The sequence below is a fragment of the Sinomonas sp. R1AF57 genome (genome assembly GCF_002224485.1).
Classification (GTDB): domain Bacteria; phylum Actinomycetota; class Actinomycetes; order Actinomycetales; family Micrococcaceae; genus Sinomonas; species Sinomonas flava.
The window spans coordinates 1,762,682-1,785,177 of record NZ_CP022463.1 but is presented as its reverse complement, the minus strand read 5'-3'; the positions used below and the strand labels follow the sequence as shown (position 1 = coordinate 1,785,177).

Genomic DNA, 22,496 nt, shown 5'->3' with positions numbered 1-22,496 from the left:
GGGCCCCGAGGGCCCCCCGGCGCTGTGGTAGCGTGGATCGACCGTTGTCCTTTTAATTCCGTCCTGCGAGGCGGGGAAAGGGGTCTGCCGTGGCATCATCCCAGGCAGAGAAATCCGGCGGCGAGGACCTCTCTTCAGGGGCGGAGCGCATCGTCCTGAGCGCGGGCGACATCGACCGCGCCCTCACGCGCATCGCGCACGAGATCCTCGAAGCCAACAAGGGCCCTGAAGGGCTCGTCCTCCTCGGCATCCCGCGGCGGGGCTACCCCCTCGCCGTCCGGCTTGCGGCCAAGCTCGCAACCGCCGACCCGAGCGTCGACGCGGCCGCGATCGTCGGCCAGCTCGACATCACGATGTTCCGGGACGACCTCGCACGCCAGCCCACGCGTTCGCCCGCCCGGACCATCCTCCCCGCGAGCGGCATCGACGACCGCGTCGTCGTGCTCGTCGACGATGTCCTTTACTCGGGCCGCACCATCAGGGCCGCACTCGACGCCCTCACCGACCTCGGGCGCCCCCGCTCGGTGCGCCTTGCCGTCCTCGTGGACCGCGGCCACCGCGAACTCCCGATCAGGGCCGACCACGTGGGCAAGAACCTCCCGACGTCGCGCGCCGAGAAGGTCCGCGTGCGCCTCACCGAAGTGGACGCCGCGGGCGGCTACGACGAGGACCTGGTCTCGATCGAGGCCCCGGCCGGCGAGGGAGCGGCCCGGTGAGGCACCTCCTGAGCACCAAGGACCTCTCCGCCCACGACGCCATCCGCATCCTCGACACCGCCGAGGAGATGAGCGCCGTCAACGACCGCGAGGTCAAGAAGCTCCCCGCGCTGCGCGGCCGCACCGTGGTCAACCTCTTCTTCGAGGACTCGACCCGCACGCGGATCTCCTTCGAAGCCGCGGCCAAGCGGCTCTCGGCGGACGTGATCAACTTCGCCGCACGCGGCTCGTCCGTCTCCAAGGGGGAGTCGCTCAAGGACACCGCCCAGACGCTCGAGGCGATCGGCGCGGACGCCGTGGTGATCCGTCACAGCGCCTCCGGCGCCGCGCACCGTCTGGCGACGACGGACTGGATCAGCGCCGCCGTCGTCAACGCGGGCGACGGAACGCACGAGCACCCGACCCAGGCACTCCTGGACGCGTTCACGCTCCGCCGCCACTGGGCCCGGCTCGCGGGAACCGCGTCGACCGGCACCGCGCTCTCGGGAGCAAAGGTCATCATCGTCGGCGACATCCTCCACTCGCGCGTCGCGCGCTCCAACGTGTGGCTCCTGACCGCCCTGGGCGCCTCCGTGACGCTCGTGGCGCCCCCCACGCTCCTGCCGGTGGGCATCGAGCAGTGGCCGTGCGCGGTCTCCTACGACCTCGACACTGCCCTCGCCTCGCGCCCCGACGCGGTCATGATGCTGCGCGTCCAGGCAGAGCGCATGAACGCCTCGTACTTCCCGTCCACCGGCGAGTACTCGCGGCGCTGGGGGCTCGGGGACGAGCGCTTCGCCCGCCTGGACGAGCTCGGGCTCAAGGACACGATCATCCTCCACCCCGGCCCGATGGTGCGCGGCCTGGAGATCTCCTCGACCGCCGCCGACTCGGAGCGGTCACAGGTCCTGGCCCAGGTGGCCAACGGCGTGTCGGTGCGCATGGCCGTGCTCTACCTGCTCATGTCCGGGGGCCTGGACGGTCCGCCCACGCCTGAACGACAGGCCCTGCCCGCACACCTCGCCAAGGAGACTGCCTCATGACCGCTTCAGAGACGTACCTCGTCCGGGGCGCCTCGCTCTACGGCGGGCAGCGGGCCGACCTGCTCATCGCCGACGGGCGGATCGCCCGCATCGGCTCGGGCCTCGACGCCGAGGGCGCCACCGTGGTCGACGCCGACGGCCTCGTCGCGCTCCCGGGCCTCGTCGACGTCCACACCCACCTCCGCGAGCCCGGCCGCGAGGATGCGGAGACCGTCGAGACCGGGTCCCGCGCAGCGGCTCTCGGCGGCTACACCGCCGTGCACGCGATGGCCAACTCCAATCCGGTCGCGGACACCGCCGGCGTCGTCGAACAAGTCGCGACGCTCGGCCGGCGCGCCGGGTGGGTCGACGTCCGTCCGGTCGGCGCCGTGACCGTGGGACTCGCCGGGGAGCAGCTCGCCGAGCTCGGCGCGATGGCCGAGTCGGCAGCGCACGTGCGGATGTTCTCGGACGACGGCATGTGCGTGCACGACCCCGTCCTGATGCGCCGCGCGCTCGAGTATGTCAAGGCGTTCGACGGCGTCGTGGCCCAGCACGCGCAGGAGCCGCGCCTCACCGCGGGCGCGCAGATGAACGAGGGCGCCGTGTCCGCGGTCCTCGGCCTGCCCGGCTGGCCCGCGGTGGCGGAGGAGAGCATCATCGCCCGCGACGTCCTGCTCGCGCAGCACGTCGGGTCGCGCCTGCACGTCTGCCACGTCTCCACCGCCGGGTCGGTCGAGATCATCCGGTGGGCCAAGGCCCGCGGCATCGGCGTCACGGCGGAGGTGACCCCTCACCACCTCTGGCTCACGGACGAGCTCGTCCGCACGTACGACCCGGTGTACAAGGTCAACCCGCCGCTGCGCACGCCCAGCGACGTCGAGGCCCTCCGGCAGGCCCTCGCCGACGGCACGATCGACGTCGTCGGCACCGACCACGCGCCGCATCCGAGCGAGCACAAGGAGTGCGAGTGGGCCCAGGCTGCGATGGGCATGACGGGGCTCGAGACGGCCCTCTCCGTCGTCCAGCACTCCATGGTGGAGACGGGCCTCCTGGACTGGCGCGGCGTCGCCCGCGCGATGTCCGAGGTGCCGGCGCGGATCGGCGGGCTCGCGGACCAGGGCCGGCCGCTTGCCGAGGGCGAGCCCGCGAACGTGACGCTCGTGGACCCGGCCGCGCGCTGGACCGTGGACCCTGCCGTGCAGGCGACCAAGGGCCGCAACTCGCCCTTCGCCGGACGCGAGCTCCCCGGCCGCGTGGTGGCCACGTTCTTCCGCGGCCACGCGACGGTGCTCGACGGCGCCCTCAACACGCCGCACCCCGCGCTCGTGGGGGACCACGCGGCCGAGGCCCGTTGATGGAGCGACTCGGCCCGGGCCTGCTCATGCTGGGCATCGCCGTCGTGCTCGTCGCGCTCGTGTGGATCGGCTGGCGCGGACGTCTCCGACGCCAGAGCGGCGTGCCTGCCCCCGCGCCGGTCCCTGAGGACACGGGCGCCGAGAGGCTCCGCTGCCCCGGCCAGTACGTCGTGACGACGAGCGCCGGGGACTGGCTCGACCGGATCGCGGTGCACGGCCTCGGCGTGCGGACCACCGCCGACGCCGTGGTGGCGGACGCCGGCCTGGTCTTCGACCGGTCGGGGGCGGCGCCCCTGTTCGTCCCGGCCGAGGATCTGCGGGATGTCCGGCTCGAGTCCGGGATGGCGGGGAAGTTCGTCGAGAAGGACGGGCTCGTCGTCGTGGGCTGGCAGCTCGGCGGGCAGCCGGTGGACACGGGCTTCCGGCCCCGGTACGCCGAAGAGAAGAATGCCCTTGTGGCAGCAATCGAGGATTTGATGGGTTCCGCGCCGGGCGACGGCGCGGGTCAGGGAAAGAGTGAATCGTGACTGAAAAGGCGAAGCAGCGGCAGCCGGCCGTCCTGGTGCTCGAGGACGGGAAGATGTTCCGCGGGCACAGCTACGGGGCGGTGGGCACCTCGCTCGGCGAGGCGGTCTTCGCAACCGGAATGACCGGCTACCAGGAGACCATCACCGACCCGTCCTACGCGCGGCAGATCGTCGTGCAGACGGCCCCGCACATCGGGAACACCGGAGTGAACGGCGAGGACGCGGAGTCCCGCCGCATCTGGGTTGCCGGGTACGTCGTGCGGGACCCCGCGCGCCGACCCTCGAACTGGCGCAGCGAGCGCAGCCTCGACGAGGAGCTCGAGGACCAGGGCATCGTCGGCATCCAGGGCGTCGACACGCGCGCCATCACGCGCCACCTGCGCGAGCACAAGACGATGCGCGCCGGCATCTTCTCCGGCGAGGCCGCTCAGCGCTCCGACCGGGAGCTCCTCGACGACGTCCTCGGAAGCGCGCCCATGGAGGGCTCGCGCCTCGCCGAGGAGGTGAGCATCGACGAAGCCTACGTCGTCGAGCCCGCCGACCGCGGCTGGGACGGAGACCCGCGCTTCACGATCGCCGCGATCGACCTCGGCATCAAGTCCATGACGCCGCACCGCTTCGCCGAGCGTGGCGTCCGGGTCCACGTCCTCCCCGCCACCGCCACCATCGAGGACCTGCGCGCCATCAACCCCGACGGCGTCTTCATGTCCAACGGCCCCGGAGACCCAGCCACGGCAGATGCCCAGGTGGGACTGCTCCGGTCGGTCCTGGACGAGAGGATGCCCTACTTCGGCATCTGCTTCGGCAACCAGATCCTAGGCCGCGCGCTCGGCTTCGGAACGTACAAGCTGCGCTACGGCCACCGTGGAATCAACCAGCCCGTCATGGATCGCCGGACCGGCAAGGTCGAGATCACGAGCCAGAACCACGGCTTCGCGGTGGACGCGCCGCTCGACGGCGCGACCGTCGCCCCGGAGGAGCGCTTCGGCCGCGTCGAGGTCTCCCACATCAGCCTCAATGACCAGGTCGTCGAGGGCCTCGCGTGCCTCGACATCCCCGCGTTCTCGGTCCAGTACCACCCCGAGGCCGCCGCCGGCCCGCACGACGCCGCATACCTGTTCGACCGCTTCATCGAGCTGATGGAGTCCTCCAAGAAGTCCACCGCCACCCCCGAGACCGAGGAAGCCAAGTAATGCCGAAGCGTACGGATCTCAAGAGCGTCCTGGTCATCGGCTCGGGCCCGATCGTCATCGGCCAGGCCGCGGAGTTCGACTACTCCGGCACCCAGGCCCTGCGCGTGCTCAAGGAGGAGGGCCTCCGCGTCATCCTCGTGAACTCCAACCCGGCGACGATCATGACGGACCCCGAGTTCGCCGACGCGACCTACGTCGAGCCGATCACCCCCGAGGTCGTCGAGAAGATCATCGCCAAGGAGCGCCCCGACGCCGTCCTGCCGACCCTGGGTGGTCAGACCGCGCTCAACACCGCGATCGCGCTCGACAAGAACGGCGTGCTCGCGAAGTACGACGTCGAGCTCATCGGCGCGAACATCGCCGCGATCGAGCTGGGCGAGGACCGCGAGAAGTTCAAGGGCGTCGTCGAGCGGTGCGGCGCCGAGAGCGCCAAGAGCCACATCGTGCACACGATGGACGAGGCCTTCGCCGCTGCCGAGGACCTTGGCTACCCCATGGTCGTCCGCCCGTCCTTCACGATGGGCGGGCTGGGATCCGGCCTCGCCTACAACGAGGAGGACCTGCGCCGGATCGTCGGCCAGGGCCTGCAGTACAGCCCGACCACCGAGGTGCTCCTCGAGGAGAGCATCCTCGGCTGGAAGGAGTACGAGCTCGAGATGATGCGGGACAAGAACGACAACGTCGTGGTCGTGTGCTCGATCGAGAACTTCGACCCGGTCGGCGTGCACACCGGCGACTCCATCACCGTCGCCCCGGCGCTGACGCTCACCGACCGCGAGTACCAGAAGCTGCGCGACGTGGCGATCGCCGTCATCCGCGAGGTGGGCGTCGACACCGGCGGGTGCAACATCCAGTTCGCCGTCGACCCCAAGACGGGGCGCGTCGTGGTGATCGAGATGAACCCGCGCGTCTCCCGTTCGTCGGCGCTCGCGTCGAAGGCCACGGGCTTCGCGATCGCGAAGATCGCCACGAAGCTCTCCCTCGGCTACACGCTCGACGAGATCCCGAACGACATCACGCAGAAGACGCCGGCGAGCTTCGAGCCGACGCTCGACTACGTCGTCGTGAAGGTCCCGCGCTTCGCGTTCGAGAAGTTCCCTGCCGCGGACCCGACGCTCACGACGACGATGAAGAGCGTCGGCGAGGCGATGGCCCTCGGGCGCAACTTCACCGAGGCGCTCCAGAAGGCGCTGCGCTCCCTCGAGCAGAGGGGCGCGCAGCTCGACTTCTCCTCCGTGCCCGAGTACGAGGTCGCGGAGCTCGTCGAGAAGGCCAAGCGCCCCACCACCCAGCGCCTCGCCCAGGTCCAGCGCGCCCTGCTCGGCGGTGGGAGCGTCGAGGAGCTGCACGAGGCGACGGCCATCGACCCGTGGTTCCTCGACCAGCTGCAGCTGCTCAACGAGGTCGCTGCCGAGATCAAGGCCGCCCCGGCCCTGACCGAGGACGTGCTGCGGCTCGCCAAGCGCCACGGCTTCTCGGACGAGCAGATCGCGGCCCTCACGCACTCGGCCGAGGCCGTTGTCCGCGGCGTCCGCCAGGCGCTCGGCGTCCGCCCGGTCTACAAGACGGTGGACACCTGCGCCGCCGAGTTCGCGGCCTACACGCCCTACCACTACTCGTCCTACGACGAGGAGGACGAGGTCGAGCTGCACAAGAAGCCCTCGATCGTCATCCTCGGCTCCGGCCCCAACCGGATCGGGCAGGGCATCGAGTTCGACTACTCGTGCGTCCATGCCACCATGGCACTGCGCAAGGCCGGCTACGAGACTGTCATGGTCAACTGCAACCCGGAGACCGTCTCGACGGACTACGACATCTCCACGCGCCTGTACTTCGAGCCGCTCACGCTCGAGGACGTGCTCGAGGTCATCGCGGCCGAGGAGCGCACGGGCGGGGTGCTGGGCGTGTTCGTCCAGCTCGGCGGCCAGACCCCGCTCAAGCTCGCCCAGCAGCTGGCCGACGCCGGCGTGCCGATCCTCGGCACGTCGCCGGAGGCGATCGACCTCGCCGAGCACCGCGGCGCCTTCGCGAAGGTGCTCGACGACGCCGGCCTGATCGCCCCCAAGAACGGCACCGCCGTCTCCTTCGAGGAGGCCAAGCGCATCGCCGACGAGATCGGCTACCCGGTGCTCGTCCGCCCGTCCTACGTCCTGGGCGGCCGCGGCATGGAGATCGTGTACGACGAGCCGAACCTGGCCCGCTACATCGCCAACGCCACCGAGATCACTCCGGACCACCCGGTGCTGATCGACCGCTTCCTCGAGGACGCGGTCGAGATCGACGTCGATGCCCTCTACGACGGCACCGACCTCTACGTCGGCGGCATCATGGAGCACATCGAGGAGGCCGGCATCCACTCGGGCGACTCGGCCTGCGTGCTGCCGCCGGTCACGCTCGGAACGGACGTGGCCGAGCGGGTGCGCGCCGCGACCGAGGCGATCGCGCGGGGCGTCGGGGTCCGCGGGCTGATCAACATCCAGTTCGCGATCGCCTCCGACGTCCTGTACGTGCTCGAGGCGAACCCCCGCGCATCCCGCACGGTGCCGTTCGTCTCCAAGGCCACGGGGGTGCAGCTCGCCAAGGCCGCCGCACTCATCGGCACGGGAGTCACAATCAAGCAGCTGCGGAGCGCGTACCACATGCTGCCCGAGACCGGCGACGGCGCGGTGCTGCCCGCCGACGCCCCGGTGGCGGTCAAGGAGGCGGTCCTGCCGTTCAGCCGCTTCCGCACTCCGGAGGGCACCGTGGTGGACAGCCTCCTCGGCCCGGAGATGCGCTCGACCGGCGAGGTCATGGGCATCGACAAGCACTTCGACACGGCCTTTGCCAAGAGCCAGGCCGGGGCGAACAGCTCCCTGCCGACCTCGGGGCGGGTCTTCGTGTCCGTGGCCAACCGGGACAAGCGCTCGGTGATCCTGGGCGTCAAGAAGCTCGCCGACCTCGGCTTCGAGATCGTCTCCACCTCCGGGACCGCGGCGGTCCTCAACCGCAACGGCATCCAGGCGTCCGTGGTCCGCAAGGTCACCGACGGCTCGGCTCCGGCCAGCGCGCAGGACAGCGGCGAGGGCACGATCGTGGACCTCATCAACGACGGCAAGATCGACATGGTGATCAACACGCCGTCCGGCGGGGCCGCGCGCGGCGACGGCTACGAGATCCGCGCCGCCGCCACCTCGAACGGCAAGCCGTGCATCACCACCGTCGCGGAGTTCAACTTCGCGGTCCTTGCGATCGAGGCGATGCGAAGCTTCGAGTGGAGCGTCACGAGCCTCCAGGAGCACGCGGCCGCCCTCCGCGGGGAGCCGCAGGACGTGCCGGAGACCGCCGGTGTCTGAGGCTCCGGCAGGAGCGACTGCCGCGGGGCGTGCGCCGTTCGGCGAGCGCCTCGCGGCGGCCACGGCCGCGCGCGGCCCCCTGTGCGTCGGCGTCGACCCGCACCCGTCGCTCCTGGCAGCGTGGGGGCTCGCGGACGACGCCGACGGGCTGCGGCGCTTCTCCCTCACCGTGCTCGAGGCGGTGGCCGACGTGGCCGCCGCGCTCAAGCCGCAGGTCGCGCTCTACGAGCGCCAAGGCTCGGCCGGCCTGGCGGTGCTCGAGGAGCTCCTGGCCGCGGCCCGCGACGCGGGCGTGCTCACGATCGCCGACGCGAAGCGCGGGGACATCGGCTCGACGATGGCTGCCTACGCGGACGCGTGGCTGCGGGACGGCTCCCCACTGGCGGCAGACTCCGTGACGCTGAGCCCGTACCTCGGCTTCGAGTCCCTGCGCCCGGCCCTCGACCTTGCGGCCGAGACCGGCCGCGGCGTCTTCGTGCTGGCCCTGACCTCCAATCCCGAGGGCGCCTCCGTGCAGCACGTCGGCGGGGACGCCTCCGTGGCGCGCCGCATCGTCGACGCCGCCGCCGCCGAGAACCGGCGCTATGCCGGCTCCGCGGAGGGCCACGGCTCGGTCGGACTCGTCGTCGGGGCGACTGTGGGAGGTGCCGTCGAGGCGCTGGGGCTCGACCTCGCGGCGATGGCCGGCCCCATCCTCGCCCCCGGCCTCGGCGCCCAGGGCGCCACCGCGGCCGACCTGCGCACGACCTTCGGGAAGGCCTACAGGCAGGTCCTCGGCACCTCGAGCAGGGACATCCTCACCGGTGGTCCCACCGCCGCCGGGGTGCGCGGGCGGGCCCAGCGCACCCTCGCCGAGCTCGCCGGCTGAGCGTAGGGTGAGCCCGTGGCCCTGATTCCGCTCAGCCCCGCCCAGCGGCGCGACGCCCTCGAGAAGGCGGTGGCGGCTCGGGTCGCGCGGGCGGAGGCCAAGGCGCTGCTGCGGTCGGGCGAGGCGACGGTGGGAGAGGTGCTCGAGCGCGCCCAGACCGACGAAGCCCTCGCACGGCTCAAGGTGACGGACATGCTCGAGTCGCTCCACGGCGTCGGCCCCGTGCGCGCGCTCGCCATCCTCGAGGGGCTGGGCATCGCGCCGAGCCGCCGGCTCCGGGGCCTCGGGGCGCACCAGCGCCGGGCGCTGGTAGATTTTCTGGGAGCGAACTGACGTGCGGAGCCCGCAGGCGCCGCAGCACGATCGAGAGGACAGAGTGGACCAGGCACACGCCCCAGCCGCCGGCATGCCGGGCGGCACTGACATCGGGCTCACAGTACTGGCCGGTCCGACGGCGGTCGGCAAGGGCACCGTGTCGACGTACATCCGCGACACGTATCCCGAGGTGTGGCTGTCCGTCTCAGCCACCACGCGCCCTGCGCGCGAGGGGGAGCAGGACGGCGTCCACTACTTCTTCGTCGCGCCCGAGGAGTTCGACAGGCTCGTGGAGGAGGGCGCATTCCTCGAGTGGGCGGTGGTCCACGGCAGGAACCGCTACGGCACCCTGCGCCGGACCGTCGAGGAGGCCATTGCCGCCGGGAAGCACGTCCTCCTCGAGATCGACCTCCAGGGCGCCCGCCAGGTGAAGGCCGCGATGCCGGACGCCCGATTCGTGTTCCTCGCCCCTCCGAGCTGGGACGAAATGGTGCGCCGGCTGGTCGGCCGCGGCACCGAGAGCCCGGAGGAGCAGCAGCGCCGCCTCGAAACGGCTAAAATAGAGCTCGCTGCCGAGTCGGAATTCGACGTCACGGTCGTCAACGACGACGTGAAGCGCGCGGCCGACGAGCTTGTGTCCCTCATGGGACTGACCCCGCACGCGCGCCAGACGACGCGCTAGCGCCAGCACACCCTCCCGCAACGAGCATTGGAGCCATCATGTCCTCGAACCCCGAAGGCATCATCAACCCCCCGATCGACGACCTCCTGACGAAGTCCGACTCGAAGTACGGCCTCGTGATCTTCGGCGCGAAGCGGGCACGCCAGATCAACGCCTACTACGCCCAGCTGCACGAGGGCCTCTTCGAGTACGTCGGCCCGCTCGTGGACACCAAGCTCAACGAGAAGCCGCTCTCGATCGCCCTCCGCGAGATCAACGACGGCCTCCTCGTTGCGAACCCGATCGAGCAGCCCGTGGAGTCCGAGGACCAGTAGGGGAGAGGGGGCGCTGAGTGCGCATCGTCCTGGGCATCGGGGGCGGGATCGCGGCCTACAAGGCGGCCCTGCTCCTGCGCCTCTTCACCGAGGCGGGGCATGACGTCACCGCGGTGCCGACCGAGGCCGCCCTGGCGTTCGTCGGGAAGGCTACCTGGGAGGCGCTCTCCGGGAAGCCGGTGCGCACCGACGTCTTCGAGGCCGTCGAGACCGTCAACCACGTCCGCCTCGGCCACGAGGCCGAGCTCGTCGTCGTCGCACCCGCCACGGCAGACCTGCTGGCCCGCGCCGCGGGCGGCCACGCAGACGACCTCCTGACGAACACCCTCCTCATGGCCCGGTGCCCCGTCCTGCTCGCTCCCGCGATGCACACCGAGATGTGGCGCCACCCTGCCACCCAGGCCAACGTGGCACTCCTGCGCGAGCGCGGCGTCACCGTCCTCGACCCCGCCGTCGGCAGGCTCACCGGACCCGACACCGGCCCCGGCCGGCTCCCCGAGCCGGAGGACATCTTCGCCGCCGCGATGGGCCTCGTCCTCCCCGCGGCTCAGGCGCACGACGCCGCCGCCACCCGGAGCGGGCCGCTCGCCGGCCGCCGCGTCCTGGTCTCGGCCGGCGGAACCCGCGAGCCGATCGACCCGGTGCGGTTCCTCGGCAACCGATCGTCCGGGAAGCAGGGCGTCGCCCTCGCCAGGGCGGCCCTCGCCGCGGGAGCAGAGGTGACGTTCGTCGCAGCCCATCTGGACGTCGCGCCCCCGGAGGGAGCCGACGTCGTCCGCGCGGACTCCGCGCTCGAGCTGCGGGACGCCATGGTGGAGCGCGCCCCGGACGCGGACGTGATCGTGATGGCTGCCGCCGTGGCCGACTTCCGCCCCGCCGAGCAGCACGTGAGCAAGATCAAGAAGCGCGACGACACCGCAGACCCCGTCATCACCCTCGTCCGGAATCCCGACATCCTCGCCGAGCTCGTCCAGCGCCGCAACGCGGCCGGGCGCCCGCAGCTCATCGTCGGCTTCGCCGCCGAGACCGGCGACGCCGGCGCGAGCGTCCTCGACTATGCCCGCGACAAGCTCGAGCGCAAGGGCTGCGAGCTGCTCGTCCTGAACGAGGTCGGAACGGACCGGGTGTTCGGGCGCGACGAGAACTCCGTGACCATCCTCGCGCGCGACGGAAGCGAGCCAGAGCACGCCGAAGGGTCGAAGGACGAGGTCGCCGCCGCCGTCATACGGCGCGTGACGCGCGAACTCGAGGCCCAGCAGACACCCAGTAGAGTGGACCAGTGACTCACGCACCCGAAGCCGCTGTCGGACACTCGTCTGACAGCACCGCCCTGCGCCTCTTCACCTCCGAATCCGTGACGGAGGGACACCCCGACAAGATCTGCGACCAGATCAGCGACGCGATCCTCGACGCCCTCCTGGCTGCGGATCCGGAGTCGAAGGTCGCGGTCGAGACGATGGCGACCACGGGCCTCGTGCACGTCGCGGGCGAGGTCACGACGGATGCGTACGTGGAGATCCCGCAGATCGTGCGGAACACGATCCTCGGCATCGGCTACGACTCCTCGGCCAACGGGTTCGACGGCGCGCGCTGCGGCGTCTCGGTCTCGATCGGCCAGCAGTCCTCCGACATCTTCGAGGGCGTCTTCACCTCGCTGGAGGCCCGCGAGGGCACGGACGAGGACGAGTACGACCTCCAGGGCGCCGGCGACCAGGGCATCATGTTCGGCTACGCCTCGGACGAGACCGAGACCTACATGCCGACCCCCATCTGGCTCGCCCACCGGCTCTCGGAGCGTCTCACCGAGGTCCGCAAGAGCGGCGAGCTCGCCTACCTCCGCCCCGACGGCAAGACCCAGGTCACGGTCGGGTACGACGGCGACCGGCCGGTGAGCGTCGAGACGGTCGTCATCTCCAGCCAGCACGCCGAGGGCACCGAGCTGTCCACCCTGCGCGCGGACCTCGCCGACCACGTCATCAAGCCGGTGCTTGCCATGAGCGACCTCGAGTCGGCCCACACGCGGAGCATCCTCAACCCGGCCGGTGCGTTCATCATCGGCGGTCCCGTCGGGGACGCGGGCCTCACTGGACGCAAGATCATCGTGGACACGTACGGCGGATTCGCCCGTCATGGCGGCGGCGCCTTCTCAGGCAAGGACCCCTCGAAGGTGGACCGGTCGGCCGCGTACGCCATGCGGTGGGTCGCCAAGAACGTCGTTGCGGCCGGACTGGCTCGCCGCGCCGAGGTCCAGGTCGCCTACGCGATCGGGCAGGCACGCCCCGTCGGAATCTACGTCGAGACCTTCGGCACCGAGAGCGTCGACCCGCTGCGCATCAGCGCCGCCATCAACGAGGTGTTCGACCTCCGCCCGAGGGCCATCATCGAGGCGCTCGACCTCAAGCGCCCGATCTACGCCAAGACCGCCGCGCACGGCCACTTCGGCCGCGAGGAGCCGGACTTCACGTGGGAGCGCCTCGACCGCGTGCAGGACCTCAGGGACTTCTTCGGCGAGTGAGCACCGGGCAACGAGCGGTGCCCGAGCGCGAACCGGTCCAGCCCTCGCTCCTGAGCGGCTTCCCCGCTGTCCCGCCGCCTCCTTCCGCTCCACGACCGGCCCCTGAGCTTCCCGTCGCGCGGGTGAGCGTCGAGTCGCCGCTGCCGCAGCTGGACCGCCCGTTCGACTACCTCGTCACCGAAGAGCTCCACGACGCGGCGCGCCCCGGCGTGCGCGTGAAGGTCCGCGTCGCGGGGCAGGAGCATGTCGGCTTCATCCTCGAGCGCCGTGAGACCTCCGACGCCGGCGTCCGCCTCACGCCGATCGCCGCGGTCCTCTCGCCCCTCCCCGTGCTCACCCCCGAGGTGGCCGAGCTTGCGTCCGCCGTGGCGGAGCGCTGGGCCGGCGCCCTCGGGGATGTCCTGCGCTTCGCCGTGCCCCCACGGGCGGCGAAGGTCGAGGCCCAGTTCGCCCGCGACCTCGCCGCGGGAGAGGGGCAGGATGAGGCGGACGACGCCGCTGGGGAGCCTCGTGCGGGCACGCGACCGTCGGACCCGGACCCGTCCCGTCACGTGACCGACGCGTCGGTGGCCGCTGGCTGGACCGAGCTCCGCCACGGCGCGGCCTTCCTGCGGCACCTCGCCGCCGGGGGGAGCCCTCGTGCGGTGCTGTCCGCGGTGCATGGCTTCGGCCCCGCGGCGTGGCCCCAGCTCGTGGCCGGAGCGGTCGCCGCGGCGAGGTCGTCCGGGCGGGGAGCCCTCGTCGTCGTGCCCGACCGCAGGGACCTCGCGCGCGCCCACGCCGCCCTGGAAGCTGCGCTGCCTGGCGAGCGCGTCGTCCGCCTCGCTGCCGAGGACGGCCCGAGCACACGGTCGCGGGGCTTCCTCGAGCTGCTCACCGGACGCGCCCACGTCGCCGTCGGAACGCGCGGCGCGGCGTTCGCACCCGTTCCCAGCCTGGGGCTGGTGGTGTGCTGGGACGACGGGGACGACCTCCACGCCGAGCCCCGCGCGCCGTACTTCCACACCCGCGAGGTCCTGCTCCTGCGCGCTGAGCAGACCGGCTGCGCGGTGCTCATCGCGGGCCACACGGTCAGCGCCGAGTCGGAGCGGCTCGCGGCCACCGGATGGCTCCAGCGCATCGCCGCGGAGCGGTCGGTCCTGCGCCGCTCGCTGCCGCGCGTGACGAGCACTGCCGACAGCGTCGAATCGGCGCGGGACCCGCTCGCCCGGATAGCCCGGCTCCCGCACGCTGCGTGGCAGCTCGCCCGCGATGCCCTCGCAGACGGCCCCGTGCTCGTCCAGGTCGCTCGGGCCGGCTACGCGCCGTCGCTCGCCTGCACGCGCTGCCGGGAACCCGCGCGCTGCCGGCACTGCGCCGGCCCTCTGGCCGAGCGAGCGGCCGGGCGCGAGCGGACCGTCGAGTGCCGCTGGTGCGCGACGCCCGAGCGGGACTTCACGTGCCGGGTGTGCGGCGGACACGGGCTGCGGCGCACCGCTGTGGGCGCCCTCCGGACCGCCGAGGAGCTCGGGCGGGCCTTCCCCGGGGCCGTCGTGGTCACCTCGTCCGGGGACGCCGTCAAGGCCGAGGTGCCGGATGCGCCCGCCCTCGTCGTCGCCACCGTAGGCGCCGAGCCTGTCGCGCCGTCCGGATACGCGGCAGCGGTCCTCCTCGACGGCGAGACGCTGTTGAGGCGCGAGAGCCTGCGCGCGCCCGAGGAGGCCCTGCGCCGGTGGCTCAATGCCGCGGCCCTGGTCCGGGCAGCCGGCGACGGCGGGCGCGTGGTCATCACCGCGGGCGAGAGCGAGGCGGTCGCGGCGCTGGTCCGGTGGGACCCTGCGGGCTTCGCCGCGCGCGAGCTCGACCTCCGGCGCGAGCTCGGGCTGCCGCCGGCGGTCCGCGTCGCGGCGCTCACCGGGGCGGCCCCCGACGTGGAGGCATTCCTCGCCGCGGCACGGCCTCTTCTCGACGTCCCGGGGGTCCGGGTGGCCGGACCGGTCGAGAGGGAACCCGAGGGGCCCGGACCCCACGAGCAGGCCGCCGCCGTCAGGGCACTGGTCTTCTTCCCCATCGCGTCCGGGGCGGCCCTCACCCGCGGACTGCGGCACGTGCGGACGTCGCTCGCCGCCCGCCGCGAGACCGGCCCTGTGCAGGTGCGGGTCGACTCGCCCGACGTGCTCTGACGCGGATCCGGTGAGGTGCAGACGTCCGGCGGGGCTGCGCCGTCGTCCGTCAGCGCCGGTGCCGCCTCAGCCCCGCCTGCGCGCGGCGAACGCCGCGACGGCCTCCTCGGCGGCTGCGAGCAGGGCGTCCGCGGAGGCATCCCAGCTGAACGTTCCCGCCTGGGCGAGCGCTGCGGCCGATGCCGCCTCCCACGCTCCCGGCGCCTCGAGGGCCCGGACCGCCCGGGCAAACTCCGCGGGGGAGTCCGGATCGACGAAGGACGCTCCAGCGCCGCCCACCTCGCGGAAGATCGGGATGTCGCTCGCGATGACCGGGGTGCCGAGGCTCATGGCCTCCACGAGGGGCAGGCCGTAGCCCTCGGAGCGCGAGAGGCTCACGAGCGCAGTGGTGCGGCGCAGCAGCGCCTCGTACTCCGACTCGCTCACGCCGCCGTGGAAGACGACCCTGGCCCCGGGCGGGACGGCCGCTTCGAGCTCTGCCCGGCGGGCGGGGGAGATGCGCGAGAGGAGATGAAGCTCGTAGTCGCCCAGCTCCGCCATCCCCGCCACCACCGTCTCGACGTTCTTGTACGGCATGAAGGAGCCCATGTAGAGCAGCGTCCTGTCCGCGCCGTCCTCGGGGCGCCGGGGAGTGCGCCCTCCCTGGGGCGCGTTGCCGACGATGCGCACCGGCCGCCGCGTGAGCCGTTTCTCCGACATGAGCCAGCGCGTCGTGTGGCTCCCGGTGGCGACGACGTCGGCGCGGTTGAGCAGGAGCCGCTGCGGCCAGTACGCCTTGTGGTAGAGCCGCCAGAGGAGGCGGACCGGCGCAGGCAGGAAGCCCGGGGGTTCGGGGTGCTCGTAGTAGATGAGGTCGTGCAGCGTCAGGATCAGTGGGTACCGCCGCCCCCAGGTCCCCATCGTCTGCATCGGGCAGAAGACGACATCCGGCGCGAGCGCGTTGACACGCGCGGCGATGAACAGCTCCGCGGGGGAGAGCGGGCTCGTGACCTTGACGTGGGGAACGTCAGGGAGGAGGGCGAGCTGCCGGTCGTCGTTGATGAGGACGGCCACCTCCGCCTTGCGCGCGACCGCCTCGATCAGGCTCGAGCCGAAGCGGCTGATGCCGTCGTGCTGGTCCGTCCGTGTGAAGCGGGCATCGATGAGGACCCTCATTCGCCTCCCTCCGCCAGGAACTCCTCGATGGCCGCGGCCGCTGGCTCGGGCGTCTCGTAGTGGATGAGATGCCCGACGCCGGGGATCACCGTCAGGCGCGAGTCCGCGCAGCGCTCGTGGAACCTGCGCACGTCCGCGAGGTCGGCCACCTCGTCCTTCTCGCCGGCGATGAGCAGGACGGGGAGGTCCAGCCTGTCCGCCGTCTCCGCGGCATGGTGCGAGATCGATGCCTTGAACGACTCGAGCAGCGAGGCCCGGTTGGCGAACTCGCTGAAGTGCGCGTGATGCTGGGCATGGATGAATGCGCGCAGGTCGGGGTCCTTCGTCTTGGCCATGATCCCGCTCATCACGCGCACGACCGCGGGGCTCCGCAGCAGCGCCGCTCCGGCGCTCTCGGGCAGCTTGGCCGCGCTCCAGTAGTAGAGCTCGGCAAGCCGGCTCGCGATGCCGGCAGGGCCCTCGAGCGCCGGTGCCGAGATGGGGTTCACCAGGATGAGCCGGCGGAAGCGGCCGGGATGCGCGGCCGCGAAGTGCGCCGCCACGATCGACCCGAACGAGTGGCCGAGGAGTACGGTTTCGGGGCCGAGCCCGAGCTCGTCGGCGAGCGACCCGAGCCACCGTCCGTAGCCCGCGACGGAGTGTTCACCCGTCGGCAGGACGCCGGACTCCCCGAACCCGGGAAGGTCCGGCATGACGAACCGCACGCCCGGAAGCTGGTCGACGACCCGGAGCAGGCCGTGGTGGGTGCCGCGGAACCCGTGGACGGCGAGGATGGCGGGCGCGGCGTCGTCGGCAGGGGAGGGCTCGTAGGTGAACACGGCCGTGTCCGCGCCGTCGGCAGGCACCAGCACGCGGCGTTCCCGCAGGGCGAGCTGGTCGGAGAGGAAGTCGGGCGCCGTGGGGGAGGCGGTCATGCGACCACCCTACCGGCCGGCGGCATCAGACCTGCTCGGCAAGCAGGTCCCGCGCGGTGGGCTCGTCGACGATGAGGTCCGTTGCGAGGCGGGCGTTGAGGGCGCCGCGGAGCGCCGCGGACTTCGAGATGCCCGAGACGATGCACAGCCTGCGCGGCACGCGACGCAGTCCCGCAAGGTCTGGCCCTGTGCCGCGGAGGTTGAGGTCGATCCCTTCCGAGGAGCCGTCGGCCCGGTAGAACACCGTCGCGACGTCGCCCACCACTCCTTCGGCCTCGAGCGACTCGAGGTCGGCCCTGTCGAGGTACCCGCCGGAGTACACGTGGCTGGGCACGTCGGCCTTCGCCGACCCGATGCCGAAGACGGCCAGCGTCATGCGGTCCTGGACGTCGAGCACGCGCCGCACGCTGCGCTCGCGCCACATCCACTCCTTGGTCTCGGGCCGGTCGAAGAACGCCGGCACCGGGAACTCCTCGACGTCCGCGTCGAAGGCGTCGGCGAAACGGCGCATGATCTCGCTCGCGTAGCCCAGACCCATCGTCTGGGTGTTGGCAGCGCCGTTGAGCTGGACGACCGTCGTCCCGTGGGTGGGCCGCCGCGTGAGGTGGCGGCTCATGGCGCTGAGCGTCGACCCCCAGGCAATGCCGATCACAGCGCCGGACTGGACCAGGGGCGTCAGCGTCCTGGCGGCGTACATGGCCACACGGTCCAGTGTCTCCGCCTCCGTGAGGTGGTCGACCTGGGGGACCACGTGGGACTGCACCCCGAACCGCCGCGACACGGCCGTCTCGAGCTCGGCTGCAGAGTCGATGGGACTGTGGATCTGGATCTGCACCAGCCCCTCGTCCCGGGCGAAGGCCAGCAGGCGCGAGACGGTGGACCGCGAGGTGCGCAGCTGGCGCGCGATTCCCTCCATGGTCAGGTCCTGGAGGTAGTAGAGCCGGGCGGCCAGCAGCGCGTCCCGGTGCTTGCGGGTGACGGGATTCTGTGCGCGCGGGCCTGCCTCGGGGGCGGCGGAGCCGCTTTCGTTCGGGTCCATCTGAGCCTCTTCTGCACGTATGTGCATAGTTGTTGATCTTTTCGTGCACCTCCTCAAACCATAGATGGCATACCCCACAGCACGCCACAGCCAAGGAAGGCAACCATGGACGAGCAGACCACCAACCCCCGCCCCCCGACGTCGGCGAGGGCTTCTCTCAAGGCCGCGCCGCGGGCGAGCGTCCTCATCATCGGGGGCGGGATCAACGGCGTCGGGACCTTCCGGGACCTCGCGCTGCAGGGCGTGGACGTCGCCCTCGTCGAGCGCGCGGACTACTGCCACGGCGCCTCCGGAGCGTCGTCCCACATGATCCACGGAGGCATCCGCTACCTCGAGAACGGCGAGTTCCGCCTGGTCCGGGAATCAGTGGTCGAACGAAACCGGCTGCTCCGCATCGCCCCCCACTACGTGAAGCCGCTGGAGACCACCATCCCGGTCTTCTCCGTGTTCTCGGGCGTCCTCAATGCACCCCTGCGGTTCCTCACGCATCGCTCTGGCAAGCCACGTGCCCGGGGCGCCGTCCTGATCAAGCTCGGGCTGAGCCTCTACGACGCTTTCTCCCGGGGCGGACGGGCAGTCCCGCGGCACCGTTTCCTGGGGCGCAAGAGGGCCCTTGCCGAGCTTCCCGGCCTGCGTGGCGACGTGAAGTACACCGCGACCTACTTCGACGCCTCGGTGCACAACCCCGAGCGGCTCACCCTGGACGTCCTCGGCGACGGCCTCGCCGCCGGCCCGCACGCGAGGGCCGCGAACTACACCTCGGCGGTGGGCGTGTCCGACGGCGCGGTCCTGCTCCGCGACGAGCTGACCGGTGAGGAGTTCCCGTTCTCCGCCGACGTGGTGGTCAACACCACCGGCGCCTGGGTCGACCGCACCAACAGCGCCTTCGGCGCCTCGACGCGCTTCATGGGCGGGACGAAGGGCTCGCACATCGTCCTGGACCACCCCGGACTGATCGCCGCCTGCGCCGGCCGGGAGATCTTCTTCGAGCACAGCGACGGGCGGATCGTGCTCATCTACCCCATGGGCGATCGGGTGCTCGTCGGCACCACCGACATCGACGCCGGCGAAGACCTCGACCCGACCTGCACGGACGCCGAGATCGACTACTTCTTCGACCTCATCCGCCACGTGTTCCCGGCGGTCACCGTGGGCCGGTCAGACATCGTCTACACCTTCTCCGGCGTTCGCCCCCTGCCCCGCCACGACGACACGGCACCGGGATTCGTCTCGCGGGACTACCGCATCGAACGGTCGAAGCTGCCCGGCGGAACCCAGCCTGTGCTGAGCCTCGTGGGCGGGAAGTGGACCACCTTCCGGGCCCTCTCCGCGCACCTCGCCGACGAGGTGATGGGCCTGCTCGGCACCGCCCGCAGGACCACCACCGAGGACCTCCCGATCGGTGGCGGCCGGGACTACCCGTCCACGCCGGAGGGGGTCGAGCGCTGGCTCGCTGCCCAGATGGCACGGGGGCTGGACCGTGCGCGGGCTGACGTCCTGCTGACCCGCTACGGAACCCGGGCCGCTGAGGTCATCGACTTCCTCCGGGCCGGTGCCGACCAGGCCCTGCACAGCACGCGCGAGCTCAGCGCGCGCGAGCTGCTGTGGATGGCGGAGCGCGAGCAGGTCGCCCACGTCGAGGACGTCCTCATCCGCCGGACGTCCCTGGCCTTCCGCGGTCTTGTCACCGCCGAGCTGGTCGAGGAGGTCGCCACCCACCTCGCAGGGCCGCTGGGCTGGGACGCACAGCAGAGCCGCCGCGAAGCCCAGCGCGCCCTCGCCACGCTCGCGGAGCGGCACCGGGTCGATGTCGCCCACCTTCTTGTCTGACTTGTCTGACTTGTCTGGCTTGTCTGGACACCCCATCCGAACCACCACCTCAAGGAGTCAATGATGTCTCTAGGACTGGTCTTCCTGTCCGAAGTCCTGGGCACCGGCATGCTCACGCTGCTCGGCTGCGGCGTGGTCGCCAACGTGGCGCTCAAGGGCACCAAAGGCAACGCCGGCGGCTTCCTCATGGTCACGTGGGGCTGGGGCATCGCCGTGTTCGCCGGTGTCTACGTCGCCGCACGCTCGGGTGCCCACCTCAACCCAGCCGTCACCCTCGGCCTCCTGCTCACCGGCAAGTCCGAATACGCGCCCGGCGTCCCCGTCGACGTCGCCTCGACGCTCACCTACATCGCCGGGGAGCTGGTCGGCGCATTCCTCGGGGCTGTTGTGTGCTGGCTCGCCTACAAGCCACACTTCGACCATGAGGACGACCCCGCCAACAAGCTCGGAACCTTCTCCACCGTCCCGGCTGTCCGCAGCAGCGGCTGGAACCTCGTCAGCGAGGTGATCGGAACCTTTGTGCTGGTCGAGGTGATCCTCGCCTTCGGGGGCACCCCCTCGGGCCTGGGGCCGCTCGCCGTCGCCCTCCTGGTCGTCGGCATCGGAGCCTCCCTCGGCGGCCCGACCGGCTACGCGATCAACCCTGCCCGCGACCTCGGCCCGCGCATCGCCCATGCCGTGCTGCCCATCCGCGGCAAGGGGAGCAGCGACTGGGCGTACGCGTGGATCCCCGTCGTCGGCCCCCTCCTCGGCGGCGCGCTCGCTGGCCTCTTCGCACGCGCCGTGCCCGACCTCTTCACCTCGATTGCCTCCTGAGGCAGCCGGAACACCCTCACCCTCCACGTCAGACCCTCATCCAAAGGAGCAATGAATGTCTGAGCAGACCGACACCCCGCAGTACGTCATCTCGATCGACCAGGGGACCACGAGCACGCGGGCCATCGTGTTCGACCACTCCGGGTCGATCGTCTCCACCGGCCAGCTCGAGCACGAGCAGATCTTCCCCCAGGCCGGCTGGGTCGAACACGATCCCACCGAGATCTGGGACAACACCCGCGAGGTCATCGGGCAGGCCCTCTCCAAGGCCAACCTCACCCGGCACGATATCGCTGCGGTGGGCATCACCAACCAGCGCGAGACCGCGGTCGTCTGGGACAGGCACACGGGCAAGCCCGTCTACAACGCCATCGTCTGGCAGGACACCCGCACGCAGGCCATCGTCGACGAGCTCGCGGCCGAGGGCGGCGTCGACCGCTTCAAGGCGACCGTGGGACTCCCGCTCGCCACGTACTTCTCCGGCACGAAGATCAAGTGGATCCTCGACAACGTCGCCGGCGCCCGCGAGCGTGCCGAGAGGGGAGACCTCCTCTTCGGCAACACCGACGCCTGGGTGCTGTGGAACCTCACGGGCGGCGTGCACGGCGGGGTGCACGCGACAGATGTCACGAACGCCTCCCGCACCCTCTTCATGGACCTCGAGAAGCTCTCCTGGGACAAGGAGATCCTCGACATCTTCGGGGTGCCCGCGTCCATGATGCCGGAGATCAAGTCCTCCTCCGAGGTCTACGGGACGGTCCACAGCTCCCAGCTGCTGCGCGAAGTCCCCATCGCCGGCATCCTGGGCGACCAGCAGGCCGCGACGTTCGGGCAGGCAGCGTTCGCCGCCGGCGAGGCCAAGAGCACCTACGGCACGGGCAGCTTCCTCATCTTCAACACGGGTGAGGAGATCGTCCATTCGAAGAACGGCCTCCTCACCACCGTCGGCTACAGGCTCGGCGACGCGGCCCCCCACTACGCGCTCGAGGGGTCGATCGCCGTGACAGGCTCCCTCGTGCAGTGGCTGCGCGACAACCTGGGCATGATCCGCACTGCACCGGAGGTCGAGAGCCTCGCCAGGAGCGTCCAGGACAACGGCGGGGTGTACATCGTGCCTGCGTTCTCGGGGCTCTTCGCGCCCTACTGGCGCCCGGACGCCCGCGGCACCATCGTCGGCCTCACACGGTTCGCCAACAAGGGCCACATCGCGCGCGCCGCGCTGGAGGCGACCGCGTTCCAGACCCGCGGGGTGCTCGACGCCGTCAACGCGGACGCCGGCGTGCCGCTGTCGGAGCTCAAGGTCGACGGCGGCATGGTCGCCAACGACGCGCTCATGCAGTTCCAGGCGGACATCCTCGGCGTGGACGTGGTGCGGCCCAAGGTCATCGAGACGACGGCGCTCGGGGCGGCCTACGCTGCCGGGCTCGCCGTGGGCTTCTGGAAGGACCTCGACGAGTGCGCCGCGAACTGGGGCGAGGACAAGCGCTGGAGCCCGCAGATGGATCCGGCGGAGCGAGACCGCCAGCTGCGGCTCTGGAAGAAGGCCGTCACCAAGTCGATGGACTGGGTCGACGAGGACGTGAAGTAGTCCAGCAGGCCCGCACCCGCGCACGACGGCGAGCGCTCGCCGTCGTGCGCGCCCGGCCCGGGGGAGGTGCTGGGGTAGCATATTCGCATGCGTGGCATCCTCCTCCTTCGCTAGCCGCTTGCGCCCCGGGGCCTCCGGGACAGCGAGCGGCCGCCCCTCCGTGCGAGG

Annotated in this window: 19 protein-coding genes; 16 read left to right on the top strand and 3 right to left on the bottom strand. The window is 71.5% G+C overall.

Annotation, left to right across the window (positions count from 1 at the left end; genetic code table 11):
• Nucleotides 1–89: 89 nt before the first annotated feature.
• From pyrR to CGQ25_RS08115, 13 genes are all read left to right on the top strand, one after another.
• Nucleotides 90–716 (top strand): bifunctional pyr operon transcriptional regulator/uracil phosphoribosyltransferase PyrR, encoded by a 627-nt coding sequence (gene pyrR / locus CGQ25_RS08175; protein ID WP_208712627.1) that lies wholly within the window; start codon nt 90–92, stop codon nt 714–716.
• Nucleotides 713–1,738, top strand: coding sequence for an aspartate carbamoyltransferase catalytic subunit (locus tag CGQ25_RS08170; protein WP_208712626.1), 1,026 nt, complete (start codon nt 713–715; stop codon nt 1,736–1,738). The genes pyrR and CGQ25_RS08170 overlap by 4 nt, the downstream gene beginning before the upstream one ends.
• The gene (locus CGQ25_RS08165; protein ID WP_208712625.1) at nt 1,735–3,075 is read left to right on the top strand and encodes a dihydroorotase; all 1,341 of its coding nucleotides are present in this window, start codon (nt 1,735–1,737) and stop codon (nt 3,073–3,075) included. The genes CGQ25_RS08170 and CGQ25_RS08165 overlap by 4 nt, the downstream gene beginning before the upstream one ends.
• Nucleotides 3,075–3,602: a hypothetical protein gene (locus CGQ25_RS08160; protein ID WP_208712624.1), complete on the top strand. Its 528-nt coding sequence runs from the start codon at nt 3,075–3,077 to the stop codon at nt 3,600–3,602. The genes CGQ25_RS08165 and CGQ25_RS08160 overlap by 1 nt, the downstream gene beginning before the upstream one ends.
• A complete protein-coding gene (gene carA / locus CGQ25_RS08155; RefSeq protein WP_255405677.1) occupies nt 3,599–4,795 on the top strand; it encodes a glutamine-hydrolyzing carbamoyl-phosphate synthase small subunit in 1,197 nt (398 codons plus the stop codon). The genes CGQ25_RS08160 and carA overlap by 4 nt, the downstream gene beginning before the upstream one ends.
• Nucleotides 4,795–8,130 carry a carbamoyl-phosphate synthase large subunit gene (gene carB, locus CGQ25_RS08150; RefSeq protein ID WP_208712623.1) on the top strand — a complete coding sequence of 1,112 codons (3,336 nt, stop codon included), beginning with the start codon at nt 4,795–4,797 and terminating at the stop codon, nt 8,128–8,130. Before carA ends, carB begins: the two co-directional genes overlap by 1 nt.
• A complete protein-coding gene (gene pyrF / locus CGQ25_RS08145; protein ID WP_208712622.1) occupies nt 8,123–8,998 on the top strand; it encodes an orotidine-5'-phosphate decarboxylase in 876 nt (291 codons plus the stop codon). Before carB ends, pyrF begins: the two co-directional genes overlap by 8 nt.
• Before the next feature lie 15 nt (nt 8,999–9,013).
• Nucleotides 9,014–9,331, top strand: a complete 318-nt coding sequence (gene mihF / locus CGQ25_RS08140) for an integration host factor, actinobacterial type (protein WP_208712621.1) — start codon at nt 9,014–9,016, stop codon at nt 9,329–9,331.
• A 73-nt stretch (nt 9,332–9,404) separates the two neighbouring features.
• Complete coding sequence (gene gmk, locus CGQ25_RS08135; protein ID WP_208712977.1) at nt 9,405–9,995, top strand: guanylate kinase; 591 nt, start codon at nt 9,405–9,407, stop codon at nt 9,993–9,995.
• A gap of 38 nt (nt 9,996–10,033) precedes the next feature.
• Nucleotides 10,034–10,309, top strand: a complete 276-nt coding sequence (rpoZ, locus tag CGQ25_RS08130) for a DNA-directed RNA polymerase subunit omega (RefSeq protein ID WP_208712620.1) — start codon at nt 10,034–10,036, stop codon at nt 10,307–10,309.
• A gap of 17 nt (nt 10,310–10,326) precedes the next feature.
• The gene (gene coaBC, locus CGQ25_RS08125; RefSeq protein ID WP_208712619.1) at nt 10,327–11,592 is read left to right on the top strand and encodes a bifunctional phosphopantothenoylcysteine decarboxylase/phosphopantothenate--cysteine ligase CoaBC; all 1,266 of its coding nucleotides are present in this window, start codon (nt 10,327–10,329) and stop codon (nt 11,590–11,592) included.
• Nucleotides 11,589–12,824: a methionine adenosyltransferase gene (gene metK / locus CGQ25_RS08120; RefSeq protein WP_255405676.1), complete on the top strand. Its 1,236-nt coding sequence runs from the start codon at nt 11,589–11,591 to the stop codon at nt 12,822–12,824. The genes coaBC and metK overlap by 4 nt, the downstream gene beginning before the upstream one ends.
• 17 nt (nt 12,825–12,841) lie before the next feature.
• Complete coding sequence (locus CGQ25_RS08115) at nt 12,842–14,986, top strand: primosomal protein N' (protein ID WP_208712618.1); 2,145 nt, start codon at nt 12,842–12,844, stop codon at nt 14,984–14,986.
• A gap of 66 nt (nt 14,987–15,052) precedes the next feature.
• Here the strand turns inward: CGQ25_RS08115 and CGQ25_RS08110 are convergent, their stop codons facing one another.
• From CGQ25_RS08110 to CGQ25_RS08100, 3 genes are read right to left on the bottom strand one after another with little or no spacing between them, the layout of a single operon-like run.
• Nucleotides 15,053–16,141: a glycosyltransferase family 1 protein gene (locus CGQ25_RS08110; RefSeq protein WP_208712617.1), complete on the bottom strand. Its 1,089-nt coding sequence runs from the start codon at nt 16,139–16,141 to the stop codon at nt 15,053–15,055.
• Nucleotides 16,138–17,055 (bottom strand): alpha/beta fold hydrolase, encoded by a 918-nt coding sequence (locus CGQ25_RS08105; protein WP_208712616.1) that lies wholly within the window; start codon nt 17,053–17,055, stop codon nt 16,138–16,140. Before CGQ25_RS08105 ends, CGQ25_RS08110 begins: the two co-directional genes overlap by 4 nt.
• A 25-nt stretch (nt 17,056–17,080) precedes the next feature.
• Entirely contained in the window at nt 17,081–18,094 is a 1,014-nt protein-coding gene (locus tag CGQ25_RS08100) for a sugar-binding transcriptional regulator (RefSeq protein ID WP_369802308.1), read from the bottom strand.
• A gap of 105 nt (nt 18,095–18,199) precedes the next feature.
• On the opposite strand from CGQ25_RS08100, the gene CGQ25_RS08095 reads away from it, so the two are divergent.
• From CGQ25_RS08095 to glpK, 3 genes are all read left to right on the top strand, one after another.
• Entirely contained in the window at nt 18,200–19,924 is a 1,725-nt protein-coding gene (locus tag CGQ25_RS08095) for a glycerol-3-phosphate dehydrogenase/oxidase (protein WP_208712614.1), read from the top strand.
• Between the two features lie 63 nt (nt 19,925–19,987).
• Nucleotides 19,988–20,740, top strand: coding sequence for an MIP/aquaporin family protein (locus tag CGQ25_RS08090; RefSeq protein WP_208712613.1), 753 nt, complete (start codon nt 19,988–19,990; stop codon nt 20,738–20,740).
• A gap of 55 nt (nt 20,741–20,795) precedes the next feature.
• Nucleotides 20,796–22,328, top strand: coding sequence for a glycerol kinase GlpK (gene glpK / locus CGQ25_RS08085; protein WP_208712612.1), 1,533 nt, complete (start codon nt 20,796–20,798; stop codon nt 22,326–22,328).
• The last annotated feature ends 168 nt before the right edge of the window (nt 22,329–22,496 follow it).

Bases quoted from the DNA above. Each gene is read 5' to 3' on its own strand.
- carB (WP_208712623.1), top strand. From the start codon at position 4,795: ATGCCGAAGCGTACGGATCTCAAGAGCGTCCTGGTCATCGGCTCGGGC.
- CGQ25_RS08100 (WP_369802308.1), bottom strand. From the start codon at position 18,094: ATGGACCCGAACGAAAGCGGCTCCGCCGCCCCCGAGGCAGGCCCGCGC.
- CGQ25_RS08110 (WP_208712617.1), bottom strand. From the start codon at position 16,141: ATGAGGGTCCTCATCGATGCCCGCTTCACACGGACGGACCAGCACGAC.
- CGQ25_RS08090 (WP_208712613.1), top strand. From the start codon at position 19,988: ATGTCTCTAGGACTGGTCTTCCTGTCCGAAGTCCTGGGCACCGGCATG.
- CGQ25_RS08105 (WP_208712616.1), bottom strand. From the start codon at position 17,055: ATGACCGCCTCCCCCACGGCGCCCGACTTCCTCTCCGACCAGCTCGCC.
- CGQ25_RS08165 (WP_208712625.1), top strand. From the start codon at position 1,735: ATGACCGCTTCAGAGACGTACCTCGTCCGGGGCGCCTCGCTCTACGGC.
- CGQ25_RS08160 (WP_208712624.1), top strand. From the start codon at position 3,075: ATGGAGCGACTCGGCCCGGGCCTGCTCATGCTGGGCATCGCCGTCGTG.
- gmk (WP_208712977.1), top strand. From the start codon at position 9,405: ATGCCGGGCGGCACTGACATCGGGCTCACAGTACTGGCCGGTCCGACG.
- rpoZ (WP_208712620.1), top strand. From the start codon at position 10,034: ATGTCCTCGAACCCCGAAGGCATCATCAACCCCCCGATCGACGACCTC.
- glpK (WP_208712612.1), top strand. From the start codon at position 20,796: ATGTCTGAGCAGACCGACACCCCGCAGTACGTCATCTCGATCGACCAG.
- CGQ25_RS08095 (WP_208712614.1), top strand. From the start codon at position 18,200: ATGGACGAGCAGACCACCAACCCCCGCCCCCCGACGTCGGCGAGGGCT.